The 15,132-nt window shown below is 40.0% G+C and carries 15 protein-coding genes and 4 pseudogenes; 11 read left to right on the top strand and 8 right to left on the bottom strand.

Annotated elements, in window-relative coordinates; translation table 11 throughout:
- Positions 1 to 6: 6 nt before the first annotated feature.
- From M1F55_RS00280 to nrdI, 3 genes are all read left to right on the top strand, one after another.
- Positions 7 to 1,293: a response regulator transcription factor gene (locus M1F55_RS00280; RefSeq protein WP_247947051.1), complete on the top strand. Its 1,287-nt coding sequence runs from the start codon at positions 7 to 9 to the stop codon at positions 1,291 to 1,293.
- Positions 1,294 to 1,353: 60 nt separating this feature from the next.
- Positions 1,354 to 1,893 (top strand): ABC transporter permease, encoded by a 540-nt coding sequence (locus M1F55_RS00285; protein WP_247947052.1) that lies wholly within the window; start codon positions 1,354 to 1,356, stop codon positions 1,891 to 1,893.
- 77 nt (positions 1,894 to 1,970) lie between these two features.
- Positions 1,971 to 2,441: a class Ib ribonucleoside-diphosphate reductase assembly flavoprotein NrdI gene (gene nrdI / locus M1F55_RS00290; protein WP_247947053.1), complete on the top strand. Its 471-nt coding sequence runs from the start codon at positions 1,971 to 1,973 to the stop codon at positions 2,439 to 2,441.
- An 80-nt stretch (positions 2,442 to 2,521) separates the two neighbouring features.
- On the opposite strand, the gene M1F55_RS00295 is transcribed toward nrdI, so the two are convergent.
- The 3 genes from M1F55_RS00295 to M1F55_RS00305 all read right to left on the bottom strand — a co-directional run bounded on the left by M1F55_RS00295 (position 2,522) and on the right by M1F55_RS00305 (position 4,895).
- Complete coding sequence (locus M1F55_RS00295) at positions 2,522 to 3,784, bottom strand: NRAMP family divalent metal transporter (protein WP_000075804.1); 1,263 nt, start codon at positions 3,782 to 3,784, stop codon at positions 2,522 to 2,524.
- Between the two features lie 215 nt (positions 3,785 to 3,999).
- A complete protein-coding gene (locus tag M1F55_RS00300) occupies positions 4,000 to 4,458 on the bottom strand; it encodes a DUF3021 domain-containing protein (RefSeq protein WP_000743980.1) in 459 nt (152 codons plus the stop codon).
- Positions 4,455 to 4,895: a LytTR family DNA-binding domain-containing protein gene (locus M1F55_RS00305; protein ID WP_000861980.1), complete on the bottom strand. Its 441-nt coding sequence runs from the start codon at positions 4,893 to 4,895 to the stop codon at positions 4,455 to 4,457. Before M1F55_RS00305 ends, M1F55_RS00300 begins: the two co-directional genes overlap by 4 nt.
- A gap of 206 nt (positions 4,896 to 5,101) precedes the next feature.
- On the opposite strand from M1F55_RS00305, the gene mutL reads away from it, so the two are divergent.
- From mutL to M1F55_RS00340, 7 genes and pseudogenes are all read left to right on the top strand, one after another.
- Positions 5,102 to 7,051, top strand: a complete 1,950-nt coding sequence (mutL, locus tag M1F55_RS00310; RefSeq protein WP_247947054.1) for a DNA mismatch repair endonuclease MutL — start codon at positions 5,102 to 5,104, stop codon at positions 7,049 to 7,051.
- Between the two features lie 15 nt (positions 7,052 to 7,066).
- The gene (ruvA, locus tag M1F55_RS00315; protein ID WP_000273402.1) at positions 7,067 to 7,660 is read left to right on the top strand and encodes a Holliday junction branch migration protein RuvA; all 594 of its coding nucleotides are present in this window, start codon (positions 7,067 to 7,069) and stop codon (positions 7,658 to 7,660) included.
- 9 nt (positions 7,661 to 7,669) lie between these two features.
- Positions 7,670 to 7,855, top strand: a pseudogene (locus M1F55_RS00320) (DNA-3-methyladenine glycosylase I); the annotation flags it as partial.
- Positions 7,856 to 8,042: 187 nt separating this feature from the next.
- Positions 8,043 to 8,288 carry a hypothetical protein gene (locus M1F55_RS00325; RefSeq protein WP_001813542.1) on the top strand — a complete coding sequence of 82 codons (246 nt, stop codon included), beginning with the start codon at positions 8,043 to 8,045 and terminating at the stop codon, positions 8,286 to 8,288.
- A pseudogene (locus M1F55_RS00330) lies at positions 8,285 to 8,619 on the top strand (DinB/UmuC family translesion DNA polymerase). The gene M1F55_RS00325 and the pseudogene M1F55_RS00330 overlap by 4 nt, the downstream one beginning before the upstream one ends.
- A gap of 12 nt (positions 8,620 to 8,631) precedes the next feature.
- Positions 8,632 to 9,000, top strand: a complete 369-nt coding sequence (locus M1F55_RS00335; protein WP_000567222.1) for a hypothetical protein — start codon at positions 8,632 to 8,634, stop codon at positions 8,998 to 9,000.
- On the top strand, positions 8,987 to 9,286 hold the full coding sequence (locus M1F55_RS00340; RefSeq protein ID WP_001072467.1) for a DUF5960 family protein: 300 nt from the start codon (positions 8,987 to 8,989) through the stop codon (positions 9,284 to 9,286). The genes M1F55_RS00335 and M1F55_RS00340 overlap by 14 nt, the downstream gene beginning before the upstream one ends.
- A 117-nt stretch (positions 9,287 to 9,403) precedes the next feature.
- On the opposite strand, the gene msr(D) is transcribed toward M1F55_RS00340, so the two are convergent.
- The 3 genes and pseudogenes from msr(D) to M1F55_RS00355 form a co-directional block, all read right to left on the bottom strand.
- On the bottom strand, positions 9,404 to 10,867 hold the full coding sequence (gene msr(D) / locus M1F55_RS00345) for an ABC-F type ribosomal protection protein Msr(D) (protein ID WP_000420313.1): 1,464 nt from the start codon (positions 10,865 to 10,867) through the stop codon (positions 9,404 to 9,406).
- Positions 10,868 to 10,887: 20 nt separating this feature from the next.
- Positions 10,888 to 12,105 (bottom strand): macrolide efflux MFS transporter Mef(A), encoded by a 1,218-nt coding sequence (mef(A), locus tag M1F55_RS00350; protein ID WP_000417519.1) that lies wholly within the window; start codon positions 12,103 to 12,105, stop codon positions 10,888 to 10,890.
- Positions 12,106 to 12,490: 385 nt separating this feature from the next.
- Positions 12,491 to 12,661: pseudogene (locus tag M1F55_RS00355) on the bottom strand (DNA recombinase).
- Between the two features lie 543 nt (positions 12,662 to 13,204).
- On the opposite strand from M1F55_RS00355, the pseudogene M1F55_RS00360 reads away from it, so the two are divergent.
- Positions 13,205 to 13,642, top strand: a pseudogene (locus M1F55_RS00360) (DNA-3-methyladenine glycosylase I); the annotation flags it as partial.
- 84 nt (positions 13,643 to 13,726) lie between these two features.
- Here M1F55_RS00360 and M1F55_RS00365 read toward each other — a convergent pair.
- On the bottom strand, positions 13,727 to 13,990 hold the full coding sequence (locus M1F55_RS00365; RefSeq protein WP_000166114.1) for a SemiSWEET family transporter: 264 nt from the start codon (positions 13,988 to 13,990) through the stop codon (positions 13,727 to 13,729).
- Between the two features lie 105 nt (positions 13,991 to 14,095).
- Positions 14,096 to 15,130 (bottom strand): S66 family peptidase, encoded by a 1,035-nt coding sequence (locus tag M1F55_RS00370; protein ID WP_247947055.1) that lies wholly within the window; start codon positions 15,128 to 15,130, stop codon positions 14,096 to 14,098.
- Between the last annotated feature and the right edge of the window lie 2 nt (positions 15,131 to 15,132).

Consider the following 15,132-nt stretch of genomic DNA (forward strand, 5'->3'; position numbering starts at 1 on the left):
GAGAAAATGTATAAAGTATTATTAGTAGATGATGAGTACATGGTGACAGAAGGTCTGAAACGTTTGATTCCCTTTGATAAGTGGGATATGGAGGTCGTCGCAACAGCCAGTCATGCCGATGAAGCCCTAGAATATGTTCAGGAAAATCCTGTCGATGTGGTCATTTCCGATGTCAATATGCCCGACAAAACAGGGCTTGATATGATTCGGGAAATGAAAGAGATCTTACCAGATGCCGCCTATATCCTGCTGTCAGGTTATCAGGAGTTTGATTATGTCAAAAGAGCAATGAACCTTAGTGTAGTGGACTATCTGGTCAAGCCTGTTGATAAAGTAGAGTTGGGAAATCTGCTGGAGAAGATTGCAGGTCAGCTCGGCGAGAGAGGAAAGAAAAGTCAGACCCTCAGTCAAGATTTAGACGAGGCTGGATTTGTTAGTTATCTAGGAGGTAAGGAGGATTGGTGGATAGGTCTATCCAAGGAAAAACAAGGCTCCTTCACCATTCCCTACTATGTCTTGGGTCAAGACTGGCAGATTTTTATTTCTGATCAATCCCTAGATGGTTTAGTCGTTACTCCCTTTGAAGCTCCTTATCAAGAACACTTTGAACGCTGGAAGCTGAATGCTGAGAAAGCCCTCTTTTACGGTTCTGTAAATCTAAAACAGTCTGAGAGTCTCTTTGCCTATTACGAACCGATTTATAGGGTTATCATTCAGGGGAATCTCAATCAAATCGTGGAAGAGTTGAACCTTTTGGAGAAGGTGGTTCTTGAAAATACGCCGCGTGTTCCGATTACCAAACAGCTTTTTATCCAGTTTGTCATGGATGTCTTCCACTTGTTTGAACACCTCAAAGCTGATGATATGACGGACATTGTCAAAACCATTCATGCTATTCAATCATTCGATGAACTGGTTCCTTATATCAAGGAAACTCTGACCCGATTCTTTGGACAATACCGGATGAATGAAAATGTGGTTAGTGTGCTAGAAGTCATTGGGCGTGATTATCAGAAAGAACTTTCCCTCAAGGATATCAGTAAGGATCTCTTTATCAATCCTGTCTATCTGGGACAGTTGATTAAGCGAGAAACCAATTCGACCTTTGCAGAGCTTTTAAACAAACAACGCATCAAGGCTGCCCAACAGCTCTTGCTTTCAACTAGTGACAGTATCGAAGATATTTGTTATGCTGTTGGTTACAGTAATGTTGGATATTTCTATAAAGTGTTCCGAAAATTGTGCGGAAAATCGCCAAAAGCTTACCGAAAACAGGTAGAAACGACACTATAATATTTGTATCCCTTTACAAAAAGTGCTATAATATCAATAATAACATCAGGAGGTTCTATCATGAAAAAGAAACCGATTTATCTATGGGTCTTGCTAATCTTGTCTGCTCTTATTTCAGCTACGTCTCTGTTTGGAATGTTGAGTCCCTTGCCTAGCAAAGAAGCCCTTCGTGCCGCTGCCGCTCAGAAACAGGTTGCAGGGGTCAGTGCTCAGCAATTAGAAGACCAGCTTAATTATACCTATAGAGTAGCAGAATCAACTCATTCTATTTTTAATATGGCCTTGATTGTGCTATCTGCTATTTTAGTTGCAGTAGCGATTGTGTTCCTTGTTCGTAAGAATTTGCAATATGCAAACTATACTTATGTCGGCTATGTTTTGCTAGCCATTATTGGTTCGATTTATAGCTATGTGACTTTACAAGACGCTGTGCAGTTAGTTCACGATGAAACCATGCGTTTAGGGATAAGTGTTATTTCACAAGCCGTTAGCATTTTCTATATCGTTATCAATGTTCTTTTCCTAGCCCTTGTATTCTATAAGATGTGGCGTCAACAAAAAGCCTTGGCTGAAGAAGAGGAAACAGAAGAACTTGCCTAAGTATTGACAAAAAAGAGCTATCAAGTTACAATCTTGGTAGTTCTTTTTCGATTAAAAATAAAATCATGGAGGAAAATATGAAGACAATTTCTTTAGTTTATATTAGTTTGAGTGGCAATACTGAGAGTTTTGTGACGCGCTTGAAAGACTATCTCTTGTCCCAGCACGAGGGAATAGAGGTTCAAAAGATTCATATCAAGGATTTGGTCAAGGAAGGTCACGATTTCTATGAAATGGACCACCCTTACGTCGCCTTTCTACCGACCTACCTTGAAGGTGGGAATGGCGTTGATAACGGAGATGTCGAGATTTTGACAACACCAGTGGGGGATTTTATCGCCTATGGTGATAATGCTAGTAAGTGTTTTGGCGTAGTTGGTTCAGGAAATCGTAACTTTAATAACCAATACTGCCTGACAGCCAAGCAATACAGTCAACGTTTTGGTTTCCCTGTATTGGCTGACTTTGAAATGCGAGGTATGCTGGGAGATATCAAACGTGTCGCAGCGATTATCGCAGATTTGTATGAGTTGGAAAAGGAAAATTAAAGTCAATATAAGAGGCGGTTGGGATTTGCTAACTGCTTTTAAAATGTAAAAAAAGCACACTCTTAAGTGCGCTTTGTCGATTATCCTGCTTTTCCGATTGCGAGTGCATAGATAAAGAAGATGGCGAAACCAAAGAGGAAAATCAATCCTGCAATAGCAAGATGTTTGAGCCAAGAAGGAAGATGTTTGTTTTCACGCGTTACCAAGGCGTAGTTTAAAAGAGCGAAGAATGGTGTTGTCAGGAAAGAACCAATCATAGCAAAGCGGAGCATGGTTGAAACCTGACCAGCGAAGAACTTGATAATGATGATACCGATAATAGCAGTGATGGTCATCCAGATGTTCAAAGATTTACGATTGTCTTCTTTTTGACTGATTAGCAGTCGGAGAGATTCCTGATTAACGCGAGAATAGCCGTCAATAACAGTAATAACTGTTCCAAAGATACACAGGAAGGCAATAAAGGTAATCAAGTAACGGGACCATTCGCCAAGAACAGAGGCATACATGCCCACGAATTGAGAGATGTATTTGGCTGAAGCAGCTTCAACTGCTTGCCCTGTAGGATATTGAATCAGTGCTCCCAGTGCTACAAAGAACACAGCTAGGATGGCTGTTCCAATGTAACCAACGTTAAAGTCAAATAGAGCGTCCTCTGTGTTAAAGTTGACGGTCTTTTTCTTTTCAGCAGACCAAAGTGAATTGATAGCTGAAATTTCAATAGGAGCTGGCATCCATCCTAAGAGGGAAACGATGAAGGGTAGAGCTGCCATTTGCCAAGGTGTTTTCTCGACAAAATTAGAACTGTATTCTGGATGTTTGACCGTCGCGATGATAACTGCAAGAACAGTTGCAATGGTCAAAGCAGACATTATCCATTTTGCCATGCCGTCTAAGAGTTTGTAGCCTCCAAAGAGTAACATAGCCCAAATGATGGCAACGAGAATGAGAGACCACTGAGTAATGCTAAGACCGATCATTGGGAAGGCGCTGGCGATGATAGCTGAGCACAGAATGGCGACACCAGCTGTGTTGACCATAGCCGAAAAGACATTTAGGATAAAGAAAATCCAGAGATAGAGTTTTCCTTTTTCGGCATAGCCTTCAACCAAAGTCTTTCCGGTATCAGCTGTGTATTCAGCACCAAAACGGAAAAATGGATATTTAAAGACATTGGCTAAGATGACCAAGAGAAGTAGCGACCACCCATAAGAACCACCAGCTTGAGTGGAAGATACAATGTGAGAACCTCCAACAGCGGCAGAAGCCATTAGGATTCCAGGTCCCATTGCTTTTAGTTTACTTGTCCAGGTTGATTGATTTAACGAAATAGCTTGCGACATGATAAATACCTCTTTTTGAATTTTCAGAATAATCTGGATATGTAATCTATATTCTACAAAAAACTTTGGGAAAATGCAAGAATATTTTGAAAAAAGATAGAAAATTACAGAAAATTTATAAAGAAGATCTGAAAATAACTGCTATGATAGTAAGGTGCAGAAGGATAAAGAAAAACCGAGAAGTTTCTTTCTCGGATTTGCTTATTATGAGATTCCTATTTTCTATGCTCCAAGAGTTGATTGATATGGTCTACTTTTTGTGATGCTCTTTTATAGGAAATAGTCCAAATGACGAGGTAGACAATCGCAAACTCGATAATGAGCTGGAGGTAGAAAATCCAGTGGAAGGGGAACCAACCTGCTAGGGTTGCTAATGGGATAAAACCTACTAGCATGAGGAAGAAATGGGTCAGAGTTGCACGGAGCAAGCTCCAGTCACGGCTGAATAATCGCTTGCCAAAGTTGAAGAGAATACCGATAGCTGCCCAGATAAGAGTGCAGTAGAGCAAGATTAGGGCACCGTGAACTTGATGTTGAGTCATTACTTGACCGACGAGAGATTCAGGGCTAAGTGGAGCGTAGGTATTTGGTGCATAAATGAGTGAAAAGATGATAGAGAGGATGAGACCGATGAGGACACCAGTAGCTGCATCGTGGAAGATTTGTTTTTTCATAGTTCTAATTTCTCCTTGATGGTTTTTAGATAACGGCGTGAAGAGTAGGTGAAGCTTTCGTTTTTCAAGAAAATTTCTACTAGGCCGTTGGGGGTGAGCTTGAGATGAGAGATGGAATCGATATTGATGATTTCTGATTGGGAAATTTGGATAAAATTGGTTGGCAGAATTTCAAGGACCTGATAGAGTCGCAAATCAATGCTGTAGGTCTGACTCGCGGTTTCTGCTAGAACCTTCCGATTCTCGATATAGAAGCGTTGAATCTTGCCAATCTCAACGAGATAGACCTGATTATCGATTTTCCCTTTGATTTTTTCTGTTAGATCCAGATTTTCTGCGAACTCGATGACTTTCTGGACTTTATCTGTCGGCTGAGGTGCTTGAACAATCAGCTTTTCCTCTTCGTAAACTTCACTAATCTGTAGTTCTACTTTCATAAATTTCTCTCCTTGTTTTTCATACAAAATTGTGATCACTTCTTGTACATCTTTATTAAACACTATTTTTCAGCCCCTTGCAAGGGACTTTGTCTATGTGGAGGGATTTGTATCCTATGTGGTGCTTGCTTTTCTGTCCTATCTGAAATATGGTATAATAGCACTAATCAATTTCTAGGAAAACAGATACAGAAAGGGGCTGAAAGATGTCTCATATTATTGAATTACCAGAGGTGTTGGCAAACCAAATCGCGGCTGGAGAGGTTATTGAACGTCCTGCCAGTGTGGTCAAAGAGTTGGTAGAAAATGCTATTGATGCGGGATCTAGTCAGATTATCATTGAGATTGAGGAAGCAGGTCTCAAGAAGATTCAAATCACGGATAATGGTCATGGAATTGCCCACGATGAGGTAGAGCTGGCTCTGCGTCGTCATGCGACCAGCAAGATAAAAAATCAAGCAGACCTCTTTCGAATTCGCACGCTTGGTTTTCGTGGTGAAGCCTTGCCTTCTATAGCGTCTGTTGGTGTTTTGACTCTGTTGACTGCGGTGGATGGCGCAAGTCACGGGACCAAGCTAGTCGCGCGTGGGGGAGAAGTTGAAGAAGTCATCCCAGCGACTAGTCCTGTGGGAACCAAGGTTTGTGTGGAGGATCTCTTTTTCAACACGCCTGCCCGCCTCAAGTATATGAAGAGCCAGCAAGCGGAGCTGTCTCATATCATTGATATTGTTAACCGTCTGGGATTGGCTCATCCTGAGATTTCTTTTAGCTTGATCAGTGATGGCAAGGAAATGACGCGAACAGCAGGGACTGGGCAACTGCGCCAAGCTATTGCAGGGATTTACGGTTTGGCGAGTGCTAAGAAGATGATTGAAATTGAAAATTCTGACCTTGATTTCGAAATTTCTGGCTTTGTGTCCTTGCCTGAGTTAACTAGAGCCAACCGCAACTATATCAGCCTCTTCATCAATGGCCGTTATATCAAGAACTTTTTACTCAATCGTGCTATTCTTGACGGCTATGGTAGTAAGCTCATGGTAGGCCGTTTTCCACTGGCTGTCATTCACATTCATATCGACCCTTATCTAGCGGATGTCAATGTTCATCCAACCAAGCAAGAGGTGCGGATTTCTAAGGAAAAAGAACTGATGACGCTGGTCTCAGAAGCTATTGCAAATAGTCTCAAGGAACAAACCTTGATTCCAGATGCCTTGGAAAATCTTGCCAAATCGACTGTGCGCAATCGTGAGAAGGTGGAGCAAACTATTCTCCCACTCAAAGAAAATACACTCTACTATGAAAATACTGAGCCGACAAGACCTAGTCAAGCTGAGGTGGCTGATTATCAGGTCGAATTGACTGATGAAGGGCAGGACTTAACCCTGTTTGCCAAGGAAACCTTGGACCAATTGACCAAGCCAGCAAAACTGCATTTTGCAGAGAGAAAACCTGCTAACTACGACCAGCTAGACCATCCAGAGTTGGACCTTGCGAGTCTTGATAAGGTTTATGACAAGCTGGAGCGAGAAGAATCATCCAGCTTCCCAGAATTGGAATTTTTCGGGCAAATGCATGGAACCTATCTCTTTGCCCAAGGGAGAGATGGGCTCTATATCATAGACCAGCACGCGGCGCAGGAACGGGTCAAGTACGAGGAGTATCGTGAGAGCATTGGGAATGTTGACCAGAGCCAGCAGCAACTCCTAGTACCCTATATCTTTGAATTTCCAGCGGATGATGCCCTCCGTCTCAAGGAAAGAATGACACATTTGGAGGAAGTGGGCGTCTTTCTAGCAGAGTACGGAGAAAATCAATTTATTCTACGTGAACATCCTATCTGGATGGCAGAAGAAGAGATTGAATCAGGCATCTATGAGATGTGTGATATGCTACTCTTGACCAAGGAAGTTTCTATCAAGAAATACCGAGCAGAGCTGGCTATTATGATGTCCTGCAAGCGGTCGATTAAGGCCAACCATCGTATTGATGATCATTCAGCTAGACAACTCCTCTATCAGCTCTCTCAATGTGACAATCCCTACAACTGTCCCCACGGACGTCCTGTTTTGGTGCACTTCACCAAGTCGGATATGGAAAAGATGTTCCGACGCATTCAGGAAAATCACACCAGTCTCCGTGAGTTGGGGAAATATTAAACTAAAAGGAAAACTATGTACGAATATTTAAAAGGAATCATTACCAAAATCACTGCCAAATACATTGTTATTGAAATCAATGGTATCGGTTATATCCTGCATGTGGCTAATCCCTATGCTTACTCAGGACAGGTCAACCAAGAAACTCAAATTTATGTGCATCAAGTCGTGCGTGAGGACGCTCATCTGCTTTATGGATTTCGCTCAGAAGACGAGAAAAAGCTCTTTCTCAGTCTGATTTCGGTCTCTGGGATTGGTCCTGTATCAGCTCTTGCTATTATCGCTGCTGATGACAATGCTGGCTTGGTTCAAGCCATCGAAACCAAGAATATTACCTACTTGACCAAGTTCCCTAAAATTGGCAAGAAAACAGCCCAGCAGATGGTGCTGGACTTGGAAGGCAAGGTAGTAGTTGCTGGAGATGACCTTCCTGCTAAGGTCGCAGTGCAAGCAAGCGCTGAAAACCAAGAATTGGAAGAAGCCATGGAAGCCATGTTGGCACTGGGATACAAGGCGACCGAACTCAAGAAAATCAAGAAATTCTTTGAAGGAACGACAGATACAGCTGAGAACTATATCAAGTCGGCCCTTAAAATGTTGGTCAAATAGGAGCAGAGCATGACAAAACGTTGTTCGTGGGTCAAGGTGACCAATCCGCTCTACATTGCCTATCATGATGAGGAGTGGGGTCAACCCCTCCATGATGACCAAGCATTGTTTGAGTTGTTGTGTATGGAAACCTATCAGGCTGTGCTGAGAGCTTTCTTCTATACTAATAGACGAAAGGGTGTGAAAATGATTTTTAAATGATACTGTGGAACGGAACAGTAGCCCTAGTATTGACTACTGTCGTTTCTATTCATATTGGCTATTCTAGGACTGAGATGAAAAAATCTATAAATGCTCAGAATAAAATTGAACCCGCAAATCTCCCCAAAACAATGGTGAGTCATGTACTTGTATTATTCCGAAAAAATACACCTCTGGTGCAGTGAGACAAATTGGTGTATCTTATAGTGGCTTCGTAGATGAAAGCTATACTCTACTATCACTCTTTGATGATGTAGAACAAATTGAAAAAGATAATAGACTTCAGACAGCTATTGATGTTGTCAGAGAACAGTTTGGTTTTTTAGCCATACAAAAAGGAACCGTCCTAACTGAAGGTTCCAGAAATATTGAACGCAGTAAACTTATCGGTGGTCATTCCGCGGGTGGATTGGAGGGATTAAAATGAAACAAGAAAAAAATACAGTACAATTTTCAGAAATCCGTAGCAAAGGATGTAATGATATTGAAATGCTTGAAAGATTTTTACATGGAATCGTTGAAACAGCAACTTCAAAACTTCGTCAGAGAAAACTCAAAACAACTGAAATATCGATACGACTAGTACATGCTAAATCTGAAAACCGATTACCATTGGAATTTACATTTAGCATTAAGCCAACAAGCTCATCTGTGATAATCTATACTGAGGTAATCAATCGCTTTAAAGAATGTTACACAGGTGGGGAATTCAAGGTTTTACGATTCAATTTGATAAAAATACCCTTGCCTCTGCATAGAAAGGATTTGATATGATTGACCGTTCATATTTACCATTTCAATCAGCAAGAGAGTACCAGGATACAAAGATGCAAAAATGGATGGGCTTTTTCCTATCTGAACATGCATCAGCACTCTCTGATGATACAAACAAAGTAACGTACATGTCTGACTTATCACTAGAGAAGAAATTATTACTCCTCAGTCAAGTATACGCCGGGCAGCTACGCACACGCATTCAAGTGATTGAAAAAAACAAGCGTGTTTCCTACACTGGAACAATACCAAGTCTGACCAAAGATTTCATTTTGATAAAAACTACAACAGGTCACATCAATTTGAAATTAAAAGACATTATTAGTATTGAACTTGTCGAGGAGGTGCTCTATGAATCAGCTTGAGTTTCAGCGTAATCACCTACAAATGGACTATTATAGCGAGAGCTACCAAGATTTTGAACGTGACTTCTACCGCTACTCTAACATGAATATTCCATTGACCTTCCTAACTGATGATATCCTAAAAACAATGGCGACTTCACGTAAGAATTACTTTGTCCTCAATAAGGAAAAGTCCAGAGATAACCGCGATCACTTCTTCATATTTGAAGTAAGTACCGTAGATGAGAATCCGCTAATCTATCATTATACATATAAGAAAACTACAATATATTTAGCAGAAAAATAGGAGCAGTTCAATTGACTGTTCCTATTTTTAATATTCATAAAATCTAAAGTCTTTATACTCTTTAACAATGGAGTCGCCAACCAGAACAGACTATACTGACCAGCGACTACCTTAAATTTAATGTTTCAGATTTATTTTCTTATCTCTAATTTCATAAACTACATCTGCTACATTTTCGAGTAATCGTTTATCGTGGGTGATAAACACGATAGTTCCGGTGTACTCCTTCATTAGTATTTCCAAAGCCTCTAAACTTGGTATGTCAAGGAAGTTACTGGGTTCATCCATTATTAGGATGTTATATCTACCCATGAGCATTTTAGCAAGCAACAATTTTATAATTTCTCCACCGCTTAAAACAGATAAACTTTTTCCAATATCGTTCTGTTTGAACCCCATAGATGCTAGCACTGAACGAATTTCTGATATATTGTAGTCACAATCCTTCTGCATAAACTCCATAACATTCTGATTACTGTTGTACTTGTAACCATTCTGTGCAAAGTAACCTATTTTTGCCTTAGGCGAAATAGAAATTCCTTCTTCATGGTTTAAGATCATTTGGATTAAAGTTGTTTTTCCGATTCCATTACCACCAGTTAACGCCACTTTTGCTCCTAACGGAATTTGAAAAGATGCATTTTCAAACAGAGCCTTATCCCCAAATACTTTATTAATTTCTGCACCGACTATAGGGTATGGATTATGGAGCTCCAATGCTTTACTTTGCCTGAAACGAATTCTGCGAATGCCTTCCGGAGCTTCTACTTTTCCTAAGGCCGCAATCCTGTGCTCTAGGGTTTTAGCAGCATTATACATCTTTTTTTCCTTACTTCCTATTGATTTTTGATGAGCTAAACGCCCTCCGTCTTCAGTACTTTTTTTCTTTGAAGAACCTTTTGCCTTCTGTTCTATTTTACGAGCCTGTTTTCGCTTTTCCTCCGCAGCCCTTTCCAATCGGGCACGTTCCGCAATAAATTGTTCGTATTCTGCAGCTTGGCTCTTACGTTCTTCCTCTTTCTGACGAAGATAATCAGAATAGTTTCCCCAATACTCAGTGATTTTGCCATCTTTCAGTTCCCATATTTTATCTACTATTTCATCAAGAAAATAGCGGTCATGGCTAATAACTAACAGTGCACCTGTAAAATATTTTAGCTGTCCTATTAGAAAATCAATTCCTTCACGGTCTAAATGGCTCGTAGGTTCATCCGCTAAAATACCATGAACCTGTGCCGATAAGGCCTGTGCTATTTTAAGCCTTGTTTCTTCACCACCGCTCATAGTCTGTATATTTAATTGCTCAACACCTAGCTTGCCTACAAGTGCAAAATCTTTTTCCTCCTGCAGAGTTACTTCGTCCAACTGGGGAATATAGGCAAGTTCACCCAGACGATTCATTTTACATCCTGGGGGAGTTAATTCTCCTAAAAGTACCCTGAGTAAAGTGCTTTTTCCAGCACCATTTGCTCCTACTAAACCAATACGGTCATAATCATATACTTCTAATTCATTTATATCTAAAACATCGCGTCCTTTGAATTCCACACGAATGTCTTTTGCTTTTAATATTAATTCCATAACATTTCCTCCAATATTGTTTATTTTAAATCTAATTTTCTAACCTCAGTTATCATTTGGCAAACTATAGCAATGCCAATAATTAAAATACCTGATAGTAAAAACCAATGATTTACACCGATTTTATCAGCAAAGAATCCAGAAAGAATTAACCCAATTGGCATAGCAAGTGACATGATACTTCCGATCAAAGAAAATACACGTCCTAAATATTCAGGCTTAATTTTCTCCTGAAAAAGAGCTGTTTGCACACCGCTATAAAATGGCACCGAAAGCCCCATTATTGCACAGCAAACTACGAATATTACAAATCCATTTGGAGGAAGTATTCCCGAAACGGCTAAACTGGTCCCCATTATAAAAAATGAACTTGTTATTAGTAATACATGCTTTTCGAAGCCCCCTAATCTTCCTAATAATAAGCCTCCTGCTAGCATCCCAAATGCAAAGGAAATTTCCGTAATAGAAATATGCACAGGCGTTCCATTAAAGTGTTCCATGCTTATTAAAGGAAATAGTGCATTGATTGGCATATAAACAAAAGTATATAGTGTTCCTAAGAGTAATAAGGCAAACAATCCTTTGTTTTGTCTCAGAACCACAACTCCTTCTTTCATCTCCCTTATGAAATTTGGTTCTAAACTTTGCACTTGATTACCCAGCTTAGGTATACGTACAATTGCTACCGTAATAGATGCAATCACAGCACCCAATACGTCGATGGCAATAATAGCATTTAAATCCCAAACGGAGTATAAGAGTGCTGCAACTGCCGGACTAACAATATAGCTTATAGACTGCAAAGACTGACTATAGCCTGCGCATTTCGTTAGCTGTTCTTCTGGTACTAAAAGTGGTGTAACCGCATTGAGTGCTGGGGTATGAAAAGCTGTTCCAATGCTACGGATAAACAATACTATCATAATCATCCAGACAGGTAGCTCCATACAGAATGCAACAATAGCAAGCACTGCACCAGCTGCTGCGATAATTAAATCGGCACCAATCATTATCTTCTTCCTATCATGACGATCCACTAGCACACCAATGGCAGGTCCCAAAATCGCATAGGGTAAAAAACCTACTAATGAAGCCATAGACAAGACCATCGCAGATCCTGTTTTTTCTGTAAGGTAAAAAATAATCGCCATTTGCAGGATGGCACTAGTGATTAATGATACTGCTTGCCCTGCCCATATTGCATAAAATTTTCGTTTCCAATTGTTGTATTTTTCCATTTATATTATCTCCTGCATATTATTTTGCTTGAATTTCTATTTTGAATAGCATTCTAGGCAATAAAAAATGCAGGCCAAACCCCACAATGTGGCTTTTGGTCTGCATACATACAATTTGGAAACATTCATATTAAAGACATAGTTAAATAAAGGTATAGTTAAATAACCAATATCCTCACCGTAACTAATGAATGCTCAATATCGTATAAATAAGCACAACAAAAAAGCCTATCATCGGGTATAGATTCTGCTTTTTTTATTGCCAGCTTATCTTAAACGCATTGAGGCTGTCATAGTTTCGGTTCCTCCTACATCTTTGTTTATATCAATTTATAGTATAACACAACAAGATGATATGTTCAATATAAAAGTTATGGAATGAGACTCATACTTCCAATTCGATGCCAGATTTAAAGGATATGACGAAGTTTTCTTCATAGACTGTAACGCTCTAGATTATCTTCCTTAGTAGCAAGCGATTAGCTTTCACAAAATCTTCTGTTTGTAGTTTTAAAAATTCATCAGGATTTTCTAACTCAACCTCAAAATATTTCATTTTACATTCCCTCATTTCATTTATTGATAAATTGAGTTTGCAAAAAAGAGTGGACAATTTTTGTCTACTCTTAACCTTTAAAATAGTTTTTTTTAATCGATTTGAAGTTGCCTAAATTATTACTTATTCGGTAAAATGAAGTATTGCTTTCAACAGATTTCCTTCAACTACACTTCACTTGATTCAAACAAGGTGGGTACATTTCTATTCCCACAAACTCCTTGTCAATGGAAACAAACACGTACCCACAGGGTAAATGGAAATAGAAACTGATAATTTCTAGCTATCACTTCTACTCATTCCAAAAATTTTCTCACTCTGATACTTACCCACCATAAAGCAAAAAGCCTTGCAATCAAGGCTTTCATTATCCCTTTCGTTCAAAGGTTTCTAAGCTTTTACGAGCAGAGCGACACACTCAGCGGTTCGCTATCTCCGTTCTGTCTGCGTGCTAGCACTTGTCAATCACGGACAGCTATCGCATGGGCGGAAGTAAATGCTAATCTTCGTCGTTTTACTCCTTGACTAGCAAACTTACCGCCTCAACATGGTCTGTCTTGGGAAACGGTGCTCAACAAACGTCAGGCTTTCCGAGAAGCCTTTCATGGCTATCAAATTCAAGCAGTTGCAGAGATGACCGATACCGAATTGGAAGCCTTGCTGGATAATCCAGCCATCATCCGAAATAGAGCCAAGATTTTTGCTACACGCGCTAACGCCCAAGCCTTTCTACGGTTACAGGCAGAATATGGCTCTTTTGATGCCTATCTTTGGTCTTTTGTTGAGGGGAAAACGATCGTTAACGATGTTCCCGATTACCGCCAAGCCCCAGCTAAAACCGCTTTGTCTGAGAAATTAGCCAAAGATCTCAAAAAACGAGGTTTCAAGTTCACAGGTCCAGTTGCTGTCTTGTCTTTTCTACAAGCAGCAGGGCTGGTTGATGACCACGAGAATGATTGTGAGTGGAAAAGCGGTCATTAGTATGTACAGGTAACTAGCATATCTGAGAATATAGAAAAAAGCTGAGAAACTTTTCCCAGCTTTTTATATATACTATTAGATTTGTTAGAGTGAAGTCAAAAAAGTGATTCCACCTAAAATAACACCAGCTGAATTTGGAATGATTAGTATCCAATCCTTCTTAGGTTCCTTTGTCCATCCATAAATAACCCAGATTAAGCAAGATATAGCAGCTGATAAAGGTTGAAATGGTTGAGCTTTATTTCCCTGTAAATTAGCGATAATTTGAGGTATGTAGGCAATAAATACTATGATTCCAATAAAGGCACCAATAGAACCTACGATTCGATTAATTTTTTGTTTTGTCATATACACCTCCTTCAAAAGGATATCATAGAAATTAGCGAAATGCAATAAATTCAGATACAAATTGTAACGAAAACGAATACAAAAGCACAAAAATAGAGAAACTATTTATTTTTTGTTATAGTCAAAGCGAATGACTTGCTCCTTTGCATCTACATGGGCATGGACTCCGAAGGGTACAATTGCTCTCGGAGTTGCGTGGCCGACATTTAGATTATAGACAATCGGGATATTGCTGCCAATGATATCCAATAGTGCCTCTTTATAGTCGTCATAGAAAGATTCATCAATAGGTTTTCCGACCAGGAGTCCACTGATGGCCTCGAATATGCCAGTGTCCTTTACAGTCCGCAACATCTTTTTGAAGTCTTCCGGCTCAGGCTTTTCTTCGCTTGTTTCTAGCAAGAGGAGTTTTCCTTCCCAGTCTGACAAGTCAGGGAAAAGTTTGTATTTTTGGCAGAGCTCCGTGCTATCTGCGTATCGAGAGTTGTCAAAGATATCGTAGAGGGATTCGAGGCAACCACCGAGGATTTTCCCCTCGAACTGGGCAGTTCCTTGTAACAACTCAAAACCAGTATTTGTATGACTGACACGAGGTGTCCCCAGAGCTTTGGGACTAAAATCAGTTCGTTCCTCATACCAAACATTGCTAGGGCGAATTTCTGAGATTCTTCCCGTCTCAATCAATTCTTTAAAGTAGTGAAGGCTATAGGCTAGCATTTCCTTGTCCAATTCACAAATGTCTGCTAGGAAGGATTGACCATAAAAAGTTTTGATTCCTAGTTTATGCAACATGAGATGGTTCATGGTTGTATCCGAGAAGCCAAGAAAAATTTTTTGTTTGATAACCTTTTGTAGTTGGTCATTTTCAAAAAGATAAGGTAGTAAGCGATAGGTATCGTCTCCACCGATGGCGCATAGGATCATGTCGATGCTATCGTCCGAAAAGGCCTGCATCAAATCCTCCGCACGGGCTTCAGGATGGTCCTTGATAAAGTCTAATCCTTTTAACGAATGGGGCAAAAAGATAGGATTGAGTCCCAAATCCTTGAGACGTTGGACACCCAAGTCCACTTCGTGTTTGACAAAGTCTTCACCGATAATGCCACTAGATAAACTAACAATACCAATAGTAGAAACCATAT

This window comes from Streptococcus mitis (assembly GCF_023109235.1).
Taxonomy (GTDB): domain Bacteria; phylum Bacillota; class Bacilli; order Lactobacillales; family Streptococcaceae; genus Streptococcus; species Streptococcus mitis_DA.